We start from the raw sequence: 201 nt of genomic DNA on the forward strand, positions 1-201 counted from the left end.
GACGCCGTGGTTCAAACCTGCATCGTCCACCTGCTGCGCAATTCCATGGACTTCGTCTCCTGGAAGGACCGCAAGGGCCTGGCGAGCGCCCTGAAGGAGATTTACCGCGCGCCCAGCGCCGAGGCGGCCGAACAGGCCCTGACGGCATTCGAGGCGGGGCCCTGGGGCACCCGCTATCCCGCCATCGGCCAGAGCTGGCGG

At 68.7% G+C, this 201-nt stretch carries 1 protein-coding gene; it reads left to right on the plus strand.

Annotation, left to right across the window (positions count from 1 at the left end; translation table 11 throughout):
* The coding region (locus SM191_RS19950) for a transposase (RefSeq protein WP_341507696.1) at nt 1-201 on the plus strand (201 nt) is incomplete at both ends.

The organism is Sphingomonas sp. 2378, from assembly GCF_038084995.1.
Classification (GTDB): Bacteria; Pseudomonadota; Alphaproteobacteria; order Sphingomonadales; family Sphingomonadaceae; genus Sphingomonas.